The organism is Aeribacillus sp. SP014 (assembly GCF_054055575.1).
Genome location: NZ_JBSRXI010000001.1, coordinates 1715083 through 1727505 on the forward strand (window position 1 = coordinate 1715083; position 12423 = coordinate 1727505).

At 39.5% G+C, this 12423-nt stretch carries 13 protein-coding genes; 12 read left to right on the forward strand and 1 reads right to left on the reverse strand.

Features of this window, described 5'->3' with window-relative positions:
- Nucleotides 1–156: 156 nt before the first annotated feature.
- The 9 genes from ACVIJU_RS08415 to ACVIJU_RS08455 all read left to right on the forward strand — a co-directional run bounded on the left by ACVIJU_RS08415 (nt 157) and on the right by ACVIJU_RS08455 (nt 8197).
- Entirely contained in the window at nt 157–423 is a 267-nt protein-coding gene (locus ACVIJU_RS08415; protein ID WP_043968129.1) for a hypothetical protein, read from the forward strand.
- A 201-nt stretch (nt 424–624) separates the two neighbouring features.
- The gene (locus ACVIJU_RS08420) at nt 625–2022 is read left to right on the forward strand and encodes a sensor histidine kinase (protein ID WP_063389158.1); all 1398 of its coding nucleotides are present in this window, start codon (nt 625–627) and stop codon (nt 2020–2022) included.
- Nucleotides 2000–2719 (forward strand): response regulator transcription factor, encoded by a 720-nt coding sequence (locus tag ACVIJU_RS08425; RefSeq protein WP_063389157.1) that lies wholly within the window; start codon nt 2000–2002, stop codon nt 2717–2719. The genes ACVIJU_RS08420 and ACVIJU_RS08425 overlap by 23 nt, the downstream gene beginning before the upstream one ends.
- Nucleotides 2682–3251, forward strand: coding sequence for a TVP38/TMEM64 family protein (locus ACVIJU_RS08430; protein WP_063389156.1), 570 nt, complete (start codon nt 2682–2684; stop codon nt 3249–3251). The genes ACVIJU_RS08425 and ACVIJU_RS08430 overlap by 38 nt, the downstream gene beginning before the upstream one ends.
- 97 nt (nt 3252–3348) lie before the next feature.
- The gene (locus ACVIJU_RS08435) at nt 3349–4464 is read left to right on the forward strand and encodes an IS4 family transposase (protein ID WP_456687478.1); all 1116 of its coding nucleotides are present in this window, start codon (nt 3349–3351) and stop codon (nt 4462–4464) included.
- A 274-nt stretch (nt 4465–4738) separates the two neighbouring features.
- Nucleotides 4739–5719 (forward strand): F510_1955 family glycosylhydrolase, encoded by a 981-nt coding sequence (locus tag ACVIJU_RS08440; RefSeq protein WP_063389313.1) that lies wholly within the window; start codon nt 4739–4741, stop codon nt 5717–5719.
- A 111-nt stretch (nt 5720–5830) separates the two neighbouring features.
- Entirely contained in the window at nt 5831–6559 is a 729-nt protein-coding gene (locus ACVIJU_RS08445; protein WP_047817979.1) for an urease accessory protein UreH domain-containing protein, read from the forward strand.
- 28 nt (nt 6560–6587) lie between these two features.
- A complete protein-coding gene (locus tag ACVIJU_RS08450) occupies nt 6588–6785 on the forward strand; it encodes an SHOCT domain-containing protein (protein WP_047817980.1) in 198 nt (65 codons plus the stop codon).
- Nucleotides 6786–6943: 158 nt separating this feature from the next.
- The gene (locus ACVIJU_RS08455) at nt 6944–8197 is read left to right on the forward strand and encodes a TlpA disulfide reductase family protein (protein WP_117017596.1); all 1254 of its coding nucleotides are present in this window, start codon (nt 6944–6946) and stop codon (nt 8195–8197) included.
- 79 nt (nt 8198–8276) lie between these two features.
- Here ACVIJU_RS08455 and ACVIJU_RS08460 read toward each other — a convergent pair whose 3' ends face one another.
- Nucleotides 8277–8984, reverse strand: a complete 708-nt coding sequence (locus ACVIJU_RS08460; protein ID WP_063389301.1) for a cytochrome c biogenesis protein CcdA — start codon at nt 8982–8984, stop codon at nt 8277–8279.
- A 187-nt stretch (nt 8985–9171) separates the two neighbouring features.
- Here ACVIJU_RS08460 and ACVIJU_RS08465 point away from each other — a divergent pair, with 187 nt between their 5' ends.
- The 3 genes from ACVIJU_RS08465 to copZ are packed head-to-tail and all read left to right on the forward strand — an operon-like array spanning nt 9172 to nt 12122.
- Nucleotides 9172–9483, forward strand: coding sequence for a metal-sensing transcriptional repressor (locus ACVIJU_RS08465; RefSeq protein WP_043968499.1), 312 nt, complete (start codon nt 9172–9174; stop codon nt 9481–9483).
- Nucleotides 9484–9500: 17 nt separating this feature from the next.
- The gene (locus ACVIJU_RS08470) at nt 9501–11897 is read left to right on the forward strand and encodes a heavy metal translocating P-type ATPase (RefSeq protein ID WP_456687479.1); all 2397 of its coding nucleotides are present in this window, start codon (nt 9501–9503) and stop codon (nt 11895–11897) included.
- A 21-nt stretch (nt 11898–11918) separates the two neighbouring features.
- Nucleotides 11919–12122, forward strand: coding sequence for a copper chaperone CopZ (copZ, locus tag ACVIJU_RS08475; RefSeq protein WP_035019187.1), 204 nt, complete (start codon nt 11919–11921; stop codon nt 12120–12122).
- Nucleotides 12123–12423 lie beyond the last annotated feature (301 nt).

Sequence of the window (12423 nt, forward strand, 5' to 3'; positions counted from 1 at the left end):
GATGACAGAGCCATTAGGCCATTAGAAATTCTAATCGATTTTTGAAAATATCTAATTACTAATGATAATTCGCGACAAAAATTTGTAAATGTTTATGAACACTTTCTCCATACTTTTCCTTTATTCTAAAACCAGAAAAGGATGGAGGTGTTGAAAATGAAAAAACTTATTTCAGGTTTGTTCGTCCTTGTTTCAGCTTTTGTATTAGCTACAGCTGTTTTTGCAGCAAATAAAAATGATAATAATGATTGGAAAGAAATGTTGCCAATGATGAAACAAATGCATCCAAATTTATCAGAGGAACAATTACAAAAAATGTATGAACAGTGTCGAAATACTAAAAATATGGATCAAATGATGGAACATATGATGAATAATAGCAAAACGAATCAACAAATGATGAAACAAGGATATATGATGTAAAGATCAGTTATTGAAACACTGTAGGCTTAAAACTACAGTGTTTTTTTCGTCCGCCTATTGTTGTATGATATTTGATATTTGCAAGGTAATATTCGTGTGTATTTTTCACTGTAAAATCCATCGATTCTGCAAATTTATGTTGTAAAATAAAAAGCGCTCTACATAAAAGCAATAATGAGCTCTTATAAGGAAGGGACAAAAGTGCGAAAAATTTCGTTTAAGTTAGGGCTATTATTTTTTGTCTTTGTGTTAGGAATCGAAACGGTTTTATTTGCGTCGTTATATGTGACACTCGTTAACGCTAGAATTAATGAAGAATTTGAGCAGCTGTTAGCGAGAGGGAACAATCACCGTGATGTATTGGAAAAAAGCTATCACCCTTCTACGTTAGAACATGTCACCATGATGGAGTCGGAAGCGGAGACCGACGTCGTTATTACCAATGACAAGGGGAAGATACTATATTTTTCAGATCATATTTTACCATTTGCTAAAAGAGTAATAAAAAAATCAAATAAAAACATTCCCTATGGCGGAATGATTGTGCAAAAAAATTGGCAAAGAGAGTCGTATATTTCGACAGTAAGCCCGATTCGGATTGACGGCAAGATCAAAGGGTATGTGTACATGTTTCAGCATACGGCTTCCATTCAAAACATGATTGATAGGCTAAAACATCATTTTCTAGTCGTGGGCATTCTTTCCGTCTTTTTGACCATTATGACGATTGCTTTTTTATCAAGAGTCATTACGATTCCGCTCATTCGGATGAAACAAGCGACCGAAAAACTGAGCAAGGGGGACTTTTCTGTCCGCCTGCAAGTAAAAGGAGAAGATGAGTTGGCACAGTTAGGAAAAGCGATTCAAACATTGGCAAAGGATTTAGAATACTTAAAAAAAGAAAGAAACGAATTTCTCGCTAGTATTTCTCATGAACTTCGTACTCCGCTCACGTATGTCAAAGGATATGCGGACATTGCAAGAAGGCCAACGCTCGAGGAGGAAGAAAGAGCAAAATATTTGTCCATTATTTATGAGGAAGCAGAGCATATGCAAAAATTAGTGAAAGACTTGTTTGAGCTTGCGAAAATGGATCAACATTCGTTTCAAATCGAGAAAGAGCCAACTCCACTGTGCCTTTTTTTAAAAAAAGTATACGTGAAAATGTATCCCGCGTTTCAGGCGAAAAATATGTCGCTTGTCTACCGCTGTGATGAAGACATTACTGTCCATATTGATCGACAGCGTTTTGAGCAAGTGATGATGAATCTTTTGGACAATGCGTTAAAATATTCTCATCAAGGTTCTACCGTTTCCATTGATGTAAGAATGGAGAAAAAGAACGTGATGATCATGATTTCCGACGAAGGAATAGGAATTCCTGAAGCAGATTTGCCGCATATTTTTGAACGATTTTACAGGGTGGATAAATCAAGATCGAGAACAGGCGGAGGGACGGGATTAGGCTTGGCGATTGTGAAAGAAATTGTCGAAGCGCACGGCGGTTCGATTTACGCAACGAGCCAATTCGGAAAAGGGACAAACATGATCATTACATTGCCAGGAGGGGATGAAGGTGTACACGGTTTTATTGGTTGATGACGAAAAACGAATGTTGGATTTATTAGAGCTGTATCTTGCACCGAAAGGGTACCGTTGTGTGAAATGCGAGTCAGGGGTAGCGGCGATCCGCTATTTGGAAAACAATAAAGCGGACCTCGTTTTGCTTGATGTGATGATGCCAGAGATGGACGGATGGGAAATGTGCAAACAAATACGAGAGTTTTCGAATGTCCCAATTATTATGGTAACAGCAAGAGGAGAAACGACAGATGTTGTTCAAGGGTTGAAAATCGGAGCAGATGATTATATTACAAAACCATTTGACGAATCTGAGCTGCTCGCTCGGATCGAAGCGGTATTGCGCCGTTCTGTAGGAAAACAAGCGAAACTGGAGTTTAACGGCTTAGTTTGGGATGAAGCGCAGCATAAAGTCCAATATGCTGGGCACGATATTTTTCTCACGCCAAAAGAGTTTGCCATTTTAGGACTTTTTCTCAAAAATCCAAACAGGGTATTTAGCCGAGAGCAACTCATCGTGACATTATGGGGGTATAACGCCAATACAGAAGAACGGACAATCGATTCGCATGTCAAAAATATTCGCGAGAAGCTCCGCCAAGCCGGTTTTCCGATCGATCAATTTCTGCAAACCGTTTGGGGTGTAGGATATAAATGGGGGGATAAGGTAAAAAGAAATGGAAGAGAAGCTCATTACATTGTTTCATACATATGAAAGCGTTGCTTATCTCATTAGTATTGCGATCAATATTGTGATCAGTATTTTAGGCGTTGTACCGAGCGTATTTCTCACTGCAGCTAACTTGGCGGTATTCGGTTTTTGGAAAGGCACCTTTTTATCGTTTGTAGGGGAAGCTGTTGGGGCGATTGTTTCTTTCGTTTTATATCGAAAAGGATTTCACAAACTTTCGGAAACGAAATGGTTTTCCTATCCGAAAGTGAAACGTTTGCTTGAGGCAGAAGGGGTAGAAGCCTTTTCGCTTATTTTGTCTTTGCGTCTTCTTCCTTTTGTTCCGTCGGGACTTGTGACGTTTGTGGCAGCGATCGGACACACCTCCTTACTGATCTTTATCATTGCCAGCTCGCTTGGAAAGCTGCCAGCACTTTTGTTAGAGGCATATTCGGTTTATCAAGTGATGAATTGGACATGGCAAGGGAAAGTGATATCGACACTTCTATCTGTTTTTTTATTTATATTTACTTGCACTAGCATTGCAGTAATTAAATCTGATGATTCAAAATACTAAGAATGTTCAATTTTTTATTGATTTCGAAACAAAAAAATCCTTTACAATGGAAGTACAGGTGGTTCCTGTCCAAATCCAATCGTAAAGGATAACCATTATGGACAAGAATACACTAATTTCATCATTTGGTAAATGGGTTTCACCCATAAATATTCAAAAACTTAGCGAACAAGTCAAAGAATTGAAACAGGACGATTACACAAAAAAGCTGACAACAGAAGCCTATATTAAACTTTTATTGGTAGCCCAGCTGCTCGAATTTACGAGCTTAGAGGAAATGAGTGATGCACTTGTAGACGAAGATCTTCAAAAAGCACTCGGATTTGAATCGATAAGTGCCTCTCAGCTATCCCGAAAAAACAATCAGATCCACCCACTCATTCTTGCCAATTTGTTCTTGGATCTTGTTTGGAAAATTCAACGGTACCATTATCAAAACGGAAAGAATATGCCACTGAAAATCATTGATTCAAGTACACTCCCGTTGAATTTGACCCATTATAAATGGGCAAAATTCCGTAAAACAAAAGCTGGTGTAAAGCTACACTTACGGCTCGTTTTCATGGATCAAGACACCGTCTATCCTGAAAAAGCAGTGATTACGACAGCAAAAGAACATGACCGAAATCAACTCGAAGTCCTAGTGGATGATCAAGAAGCCATGTATGTGTTTGACCGCGGTTATGTGGACTATGAACGTTTTGACCGGATGACAGATGATGGCTATTTCTTCGTTTCAAGACTGAAGAAAAACGCAGTCATTCGTGAAGTCTATACATTTTCACTTCCTGATGATTGTCACGTTCTATCCGATAAAATGGTCTACATTGGTACCACACAAAATCGTACTGAAAATGTCTATCGTCTACTAGAAGTTATGGACACAAAAGGGAACTTACTTCGTTTCATCACCAACCGATTTGATTTAAAACCAGAAGAGATAAGTGATATTTACCGATCTCGCTGGGCTATTGAACTCTTTTTCAAATGGCTCAAGCAACACGTAGAAATTAAGCACTTTTATGGAATGAGTGAAACAGCTATTCAAAATCAAATTTTCTTAGCCCTTATCACGTATTGCTTACATGTTCTCATTCAATTGGAGATGAAAAGTAAGAAATCCCTACTTCGAATTACTCGTTGGTTAAAGAGAGCTCTGTGGAAACCAGCTTATGTTTGGTTGCGAAAATTTGATGGGCGAGCCAGTCCATAATCTCCCTTTTGTCGTTGTCGCTCTGGTTTAACTGTATATATTTACCAAATGGGCAGTGCCACCTTTCTTTAGGTTTTGTCTTTTTGGCACAAATTCACAAAAATTAATTAACAGAAAATTCTAACTATATTTATGCAATGCTAATGATTTACTTGGAAGAAAATCACTCGAAAAAAGGCTTAAACGAATGAAAAAGGGGTTTGCAATTCCATACATTCTGCAAATATCTGTTATAAAATGTGCGAAATCTACATTATACAAAGGAGAGTCGACCATGACAAAAATGACGAAAGCAATCATCATTACATCATCCATTCTTCTTCTAAGCGCTTGTTCATCATCCAACGAAAAAGAGCAGGCCTTTATTACAAGCAAAGAACAAGCAAAATCGAATGTATCTGTTACCAATAATCCTTTCTTTCAAGAAAAAAAAGAAGGAAAGATCGAGCATTTACATGGAATCGGTTATGCAGGCAACCAAAATGCGATTTACTTTGCTACACATGAAGGTTTACTTGTTTACCAAAATAATAAGTGGTATGAAACGATTTCTAATAAGCATGATTATATGGGCTTTTCGGCTACAGACGACGGCTTTTATTCATCAGGGCATCCGGAAGAAGGTTCATCTTTAGGAAATCCACTTGGTCTTGTGAAAAGTTTTGATAATGGACAAACATTGATGAATTTAGGATTTTATAAAGAATCTGATTTTCATTATATGACAGTTGGCTATAAAAGCCATACCATTTATGTTGTGAACCAAGAAGAAAATAAAACGCTCGGACAAGGGGTATTTTACAGTAAAGACGACGGCAAAACGTGGTCGCCAAGTCAATTGAACGGCCTGCCGCAAACTGCAGCGGGAACGATTGCTGCCCATCCAACGGACGAAAATATGGTCGGAATTAGTACATCGGAAGGAATTTTTGTTTCGAGAGATAATGGGAATACGTTTGAACGGTTTACTCGAAAAATCAATACGACGACGTTTGCGTTCCAAGAAAAATTCATTGTATTTGCAGCTGTAGAGAACGATAAACCTATCCTAATCAAACAATCATTAGACACAAAACAAGAGGAAGTTCTTTCTGTTCCTACGCTCGATGAAAAAGACCATATCATGTATATGGCCTCTAATCCGAAAAATGAGAAGGAAATTGTGATCGCCACCATGAACGGGGATATTTTCATGACAAAAAATAACGGTGAAAGCTGGACAAGGATAGCATCGAAAGGGAAAATAAATTTTTAATAAAAGACATGCGGAGGCATGTCTTTTTGCTTAAAATATACCACTCCACAATTTCTGCAAAATTCATTGCTACAATATAGACATCAGATAGAGAAGAAGGTGAGAAGAAGGATGTATTCGTTCTTGAGTCAAATAAGTAACTTTCTAAGTCAACCGTTTCTTAATATGGCAAATAGCATGACAGAGATTCCCATTTTGTCAGCCTTTCTTCTTGGAATAGTGGGAGCGATGGCTCCGTGTCAACTCACTGGTAATTTAGGAGCGATCACTTTATACAGTAATCAGTCCTTGCAAAAAGGAATTGCGTGGAAAGAGTTGTTCCTATTTATTTTTGGTAAAATTATTGCTTTTTCCGGTTTAGGTTTCATCGTTTGGCTGATGGGGAAAGAGATTCAAAGTACGCTAACATTGTATTTTCCGTGGTTAAGAAAGCTTATTGGTCCCATTCTCATTCTTGTAGGCTTATATTTGTTAGGGCTTTTTAAAATGTATTGGAACGTTACCTTGTTCAAAGTGCCTGAGAGATGGCGAAAAGGAAAAATCGGTTCGTTTTTCATGGGATTTGGCTTTTCATTAGCTTTTTGTCCAACGATGTTTGTGCTGTTTTTTGTCACTCTCATGCCTCTCGTCTATTCAACGTCTTATGGGGTACTATTACCGAGCATCTTTGCCGTTGGAACTTCTGTACCTGTTATTTTCTTTATCTTTATCCTTTGGTACTTAGGATTTAGCGGCACTGTAATGAAAAAAGGAAGACAAGTAGGGGGGATTGTTCAGAAAACAGCCGGAATCGTGATGGTTTTACTTGGTATATTAGATACGATCACTTATTGGTTTTAAAGTTAGGAAAAGGAGGGAGGGAAACTCAATGATGTTTGGCGGTTCTTTCATGATGGTTGGGATCATGTTATTTTGGGTTGTATTAATCGCCGTTGGTTTTTATCTCTTATATCGTTTTATCAATGGTCGTAAAGAAGAACTCTCTCCGATAGAAATATTGAAAGTACGATTAGCCAAAGGAGAGATCTCTTTAGATGAATTTGAACAGCTATCCAAAAAATTGTAGTCGTTATATTGTATACAGGAGATGCGATTTACCATTGCTCCCCCCTTTTTTCATTTCATATAGATGAAGGAAGTTGTTGATTGCATTGTCAACAACTTCTTTTTATCTCCATAATAAATTCATATTTTTTATTTATAATAAGCCAACTACATAAAATTTTGGAGGGATGCGTATTGCAATTCGGCAATATTGTAGTTCAAGGCGAAAATCTTTTGCTCGTAAGCAGCTTACTGATTAGCTATGTTATGTTTTATTACGGCATTAAGATATTAAAAATAGAACGAAACATCATGGATTTAATTTTTAACAGTTTTATTAACGGTGTACTCATTTGGAAATTTAGTTATGTCTTTTTACATCCGAATTCAGTTTTACAAAATCCGATGACAATCCTTTATTTTAACGGGGGATATGTTGGCATTAGTATGGGGATTGTTTTTATCACGGTCTATACTTGGTTATACGTAAAAAAGCAGAATATTCCTGTGGCTTCTTACACACGAGCAGTAGTTCCGGTATATTTTGGCTATTTTAGTACTTTTGCATGGATTCGAGTAATGGAAAATTCCCAAAATTATTTCATCATTTTGCAAGCAATAGTAGCGATTTGTTTTTTTATAGTAGCATCACGAGTCAAAATTCAAAAAACTTTATTGCAACTTCTTATATGGTTCCATCTCATTCAATTCGAACTAGCCCTGTATAAAAAATATTTTGTAAATACAGGAATCATATCAAAAGAAGTATGGTTGTATGGCTCTCTCGTTATCGTTTTTATATGTATTTCATATTGGTTAGAGAGGCGAGAAAGAGAAGCGGCTCTTGGGGACGAGAACAAGGGGCGGAGAAACGCAATGACCCAACTCGCTTTAGGTGTGATGATGGTAAGTATTGCTGTAGCTTCTGTTTTTAACAATCAACAGGAAGAAGGAAAGATCAAACCAAAGCCGGTCGTGTCTACTTCATTGGATTCGGGAAAAATCGGCACGAATAAAGGAGAAGTTGCCCCGGATTTTGAATTACTTTCAATTACAGGGGATAAAATAAAATTGTCTGATTTGCGTGGAAAAACGGTGATATTGAATTTTTGGGCTACTTGGTGTCCGCCTTGTAGAGCTGAAATGCCAGAAATGCAAAAGTTCTACGAAAACAATAAAAATAACAATGTAGAAATTTTAGCAGTCAACTTAACGAATAGCGAAAGAGGTCCTGATGCGGTGAACGATTTTGTGAAAAATAAGGGAGTGACATTTAAAGTTGTGCTTGATGAGCAAGGGGAAATTGGAAATCTATACGGTGCAATAACGATCCCCACTTCGTATATCATCGATAAAAACGGGGTTATTAGAGATAAGTATATAGGTCCTATGTCTTATGAAACGATGGATCGCATGATCTCGAATATTCAATAAAAACTAAATAATGATCCCTCCTGAGTGGACAGTAACAAGAATTGTTGCTATTCACTCAAGGGGGGATTTCGGGAGTATATTAAAAACCTGTGAACCCACCAAACAAACCTGTAAAAAAGATAATGATCTTTGTCATCCAATCAAAAAACAGCATAATTCCCATGATAATCATAAGAACCCCTCCGACTTTGACGATGACAGCGTTATATCTTTTTATCCAATTCAACTTGCTGATAAAAAATGACATGATGAAAAAAGGTACAGCAAACCCTAATACATATGCGAACATATATAACATAGCTGCACTCGGTTTGGTAGCTGCTAACGCGATCACTGATACAAGAATTGGACCTGAGCAGGGAGTCCAGCCCGCTGCGAATCCTATGCCAATTAAAATAGAGCCAAAATAACCGGAAGGCTTGTTGCGGAAAACTAACCGTTTATCTTTCATCATAAAGGAAGGTGAAAATACACCTAAAATGACGAGACCAAAAAAGATAATGAACAAGGCACTAATTTGTCTGATTAAATCTTGGTAATCAACGAATAGTTTTCCTATTACAGAAGTACCAAAACCAATAGCGATGAAGATGACGGAAAAACCGAGCAAGAAAAAGAATGTATGGAGTATTGCGCGTTTTTGAAGCATCCCATTTTCTTTCTTTATTTCATCAACGGATACCCCAGTAATGTAAGATAAAAAAGCTGGATATAGCGGTAAACAACAAGGGGATATAAAAGACAGTAATCCCGCTCCGAAAGCTAGAAATACATTGATATCGTTCATATTGATCGATCCTCTCTCTTCAATCTTGATAACGATACTGTAAAATAAAATTGTGAATTTTTTGTGGAAAATTGGATTTTTCCTACTTAGTGTTTATTATGGATTGTTGGCGAACATGATTTGTGAGATATCCTAGTTGCGCTTTATACCCATTACCGGTATAATGTAATTGAAGAGGTGATGTTTTATGAACCATTGTGAAGATCATAATATGGATAAAAAAATGGTTCCACGAACGGAACAGGAAATCGAAAGCATTATCAAGCGCTTGAAGCGCATTGAAGGACAAGTGCGCGGTGTGCAAAAAATGGTGGAGGACAATCGTTATTGTATTGATATTTTAGTGCAAATTTCAGCGATCACGGCAGCGTTAAATAAAGTAGGATTGAACTTGCTAGAACGTCATGTTGGCCATTGTGTGTCGAAAGCGATTCGCGAAGGAAGCGGAGAAGAATCCATTCGCGAATTAATGGATGTCATTAAACAGTTCTCAAAGTGAAAGGAGTGGGAAGCATTATGAGTGAACAAAAGCATGTCACACTTAGAGTGACCGGCATGACATGTGCCGCGTGTGCCAATCGGATTGAGAAAGTATTAAATAAGATGGATGGAGTAGAAGCCAATGTCAATTTGGCAATGGAAAAAGCAACGATTAAATATGATCCATCGAAGCAAACGATCGCCGATATCGAAACGAAAATTGAGAATTTGGGGTATGGTGTCGCGACAGAAAAAGTGACGCTTGATATTGAAGGAATGACATGTGCGGCATGTGCGACACGGATTGAAAAAGGGTTAAATCGGATGGAAGGTGTTACAAGCGCTGCTGTAAACTTGGCGACAAACAGTGCTGTTGTCGAATACAAGGAAGGCGTTACATCTGTCGAAGACATTTTAGAAAAAATCAAAAAGCTTGGGTACAAGGGGCAGATTCGAAACGAAGAACAAGACGATGCTGGCCGGAAAGAAGAGCGGCTGAAACGAAAACAACGGCAACTCGCGATTTCTATCATCTTATCGTTGCCGCTGCTTTATACGATGCTTGCCCATATGCCGTTTGATATAGGCTTGCCGATGCCGCATCTGCTGATGAATCCGTGGTTCCAGCTTCTTTTAGCTACACCGGTTCAGTTCTACATCGGCGGTCCTTTCTATGTCGGGGCGTACCGGGCGTTACGAAACAAGAGCGCTAACATGGACGTCCTAGTGGCGCTTGGAACATCAGCCGCGTACTTTTACAGCTTGTATGAAGCTTTTCGGACGCTTGGGAATCCTGAATATATGCCAAGATTATATTTTGAAACGAGTGCCGTCTTGATTACGCTTGTGCTTGTCGGCAAATACTTTGAGGATCTTGCGAAAGGGAGAACAACAGAAGCTATCTCTAAGCTGTTGAGCCTTCAGGCAAAGGAAGCGACTGTCATCCGTAATGGGGAGGAAAGAAAGGTTCCGCTCGAGGAAGTGGTGATCGGCGATACGATTCTTGTCAAGCCAGGAGAAAAAATCCCGGTAGACGGTACGGTCATCGCCGGGGCATCTTCCGTAGATGAATCGATGATTACTGGTGAATCGATTCCAGTTGATAAGAAGGAAGGCGACTATGTGATCGGGGCGACGATGAATACGAATGGCGTACTGACCATTCGTGCCGAAAAAGTCGGAAAAGATACCGCGCTGGCCAATATCATTAAAATCGTTGAAGAGGCGCAAGGGTCGAAAGCCCCGATTCAGCGGATGGCGGATACCATTTCCGGCATTTTCGTACCGATTGTTGTCGGAATTGCTGTCGTTGCATTCATTATATGGTACTTCTTTGTTGCGCCGGGTGATTTGGCAAAAGCGCTTGAAGTGGCCATCGCCGTTCTTGTCATTGCGTGTCCTTGTGCGCTCGGTCTTGCCACGCCGACATCGATTATGGTCGGTACAGGCAAAGGGGCAGAACAAGGAATTCTCTTTAAAGGAGGTGAGTACCTAGAGGGAACGCATAAAATCAATGCCGTATTACTGGATAAAACAGGAACAGTGACAAAAGGAAAACCGGAAGTGACAGATGTGTTACAATTCCAAGAAAACATGCTTGACTATGCCGTTTCAGCCGAGAGCGCTTCGGAACATCCGTTGGCTCATGCGATTGTTGAATACGGGAAGAAACAAGCAATTTCTATTAAGCCATTGGAGCATTTCTCTGCCATTACCGGCCACGGAATTGAAGCTGTCATTGACGGAAAAAGCATCCTTATTGGAACGCGAAAATTGATGAAGGAGCGCTCTGTAGAGATTTCTGTGCATGAAGATAAAATGGTAGAGCTTGAAAAACAAGGGAAAACAGTCATGCTCGTTGCCATCGATGGACAGCTTGCCGGCATCATTGCTGTCGCGGATACAGTAAAAGAAAGCTCCAAAGAAGCGATTCAAACATTAAAACAAATGGGTATCGAAGTGTACATGGTAACGGGAGACAATAAACGGACAGCGGAAGCGATCGCAAACCAAGTGCACATTGATCATGTCTATGCAGAGGTGCTGCCGGAAGACAAAGCGAAAATCGTCGAGGAATTGCAAAAACAAGGGAAACGAGTCGCGATGGTCGGTGATGGAATTAATGACGCTCCAGCTCTTGCGAAAGCGGATATTGGGATGGCGATTGGCACAGGAGCGGATGTCGCGATCGAAACGGCCGATGTTACCTTGGTCGGTGGGGATTTAGCCCATATTCCGAAAGCGATTGAGTTAAGCCGCAAAACAATGAAAAACATTCGGCAAAATCTGTTCTGGGCTTTGTTCTATAATACAGTTGGCATTCCTGTAGCCGCTCTCGGGCTGTTGGAACCTTGGATCGCTGGGGCAGCGATGGCATTTAGCTCTGTATCGGTTGTGACAAACGCGCTTCGTTTGAAACGCGTGAAAATATAAACATTTAAGGAGGAATGGATGATGACGATTACATTACAAGTACAAGGAATGACATGCGGACATTGCAAAGCGGCGGTGACAAATGCACTTCAAACGTTAGATGGCGTCAGCCGCGTCGAAGTACATTTGCAAGAAGGTACAGTCGATGTAGATTATGATGAAACAAAAGTAAGCGTAGAAAAACTGAAAGAAGCGATTGAAGAGCAAGGTTACGATGTGAAATAACATAAAGAGGGTGTCCCAAAAGTGTTCGGTAGCTGTTCGCTTTTCGGACACCCTCCTTTTTTCGCAAAAAAATAAGAAAACTGTTCCTCTTTTGGTATCATAGAGTCACCACCGCTCACTGCAAAAAAAGGAACGATTTTCTTATATACATTCATTATACACCACATCAACATCAACTAGTTCTTCCAATGGATATTGAAGTATTGATCCCAAAACATCATCTTTGCCGTATTGTGGATATGGCAGTGGAAAAAATGAGCCTCCACTCTTTTTACTTCCCTCTACCCTGGCGGAGGGCGCC

Coding starts and splice junctions, on each gene's coding strand:
- ACVIJU_RS08415 (WP_043968129.1), top strand. CDS start 157: ATGAAAAAACTTATTTCAGGTTTGTTCGTCCTTGTTTCAGCTTTTGTA.
- ACVIJU_RS08430 (WP_063389156.1), top strand. CDS start 2,682: ATGGAAGAGAAGCTCATTACATTGTTTCATACATATGAAAGCGTTGCT.
- ACVIJU_RS08435 (WP_456687478.1), top strand. CDS start 3,349: ATGGACAAGAATACACTAATTTCATCATTTGGTAAATGGGTTTCACCC.
- ACVIJU_RS08440 (WP_063389313.1), top strand. CDS start 4,739: ATGACAAAAATGACGAAAGCAATCATCATTACATCATCCATTCTTCTT.
- ACVIJU_RS08445 (WP_047817979.1), top strand. CDS start 5,831: ATGTATTCGTTCTTGAGTCAAATAAGTAACTTTCTAAGTCAACCGTTT.
- ACVIJU_RS08450 (WP_047817980.1), top strand. CDS start 6,588: ATGATGTTTGGCGGTTCTTTCATGATGGTTGGGATCATGTTATTTTGG.
- ACVIJU_RS08460 (WP_063389301.1), bottom strand. CDS start 8,984: ATGAACGATATCAATGTATTTCTAGCTTTCGGAGCGGGATTACTGTCT.
- ACVIJU_RS08465 (WP_043968499.1), top strand. CDS start 9,172: ATGAACCATTGTGAAGATCATAATATGGATAAAAAAATGGTTCCACGA.
- ACVIJU_RS08470 (WP_456687479.1), top strand. CDS start 9,501: ATGAGTGAACAAAAGCATGTCACACTTAGAGTGACCGGCATGACATGT.
- copZ (WP_035019187.1), top strand. CDS start 11,919: ATGACGATTACATTACAAGTACAAGGAATGACATGCGGACATTGCAAA.